Raw genomic sequence first — 271 nt, 5'->3', positions numbered from 1 at the left:
GTGGTGATAACCGAGTTTTCGATATCCACATTTTCTGGCAGATTTCGGGTATCAACACTTAATGATGTTGTTATGTAACTGCTGACTGATGGAATAACTCCGATGCCATACCGATTAGTTACCGCGCGTTTATTGTTCAACGGAATATCTTCAGTGCCGTCTGCGTCGATCATAAAACGCGAGTCAGCACTACCGCTATAGTCGTGGAAAGCGGCACCGTGGCGAGTCGCAGTGAATGAACCATTCCAACTGGCATTCAGAGAATAATAAC

Annotated in this window: 1 protein-coding gene; it reads right to left on the bottom strand. The window is 45.4% G+C overall.

Annotated elements, in window-relative coordinates; genetic code table 11:
• Positions 1–271: fimbria/pilus outer membrane usher protein (locus SB719_RS20205; RefSeq protein WP_412159747.1), on the bottom strand; the 271-nt coding region annotated here is incomplete at both ends.

The organism is Pantoea sp. SIMBA_079, assembly GCF_046940275.1.
In the GTDB taxonomy this organism is placed as follows: domain Bacteria; phylum Pseudomonadota; class Gammaproteobacteria; order Enterobacterales; family Enterobacteriaceae; genus Pantoea; species Pantoea borealis.
The sequence above is the reverse complement of the archived record's forward strand: the minus strand, read 5'-3'. Positions and strand labels throughout refer to the sequence as shown.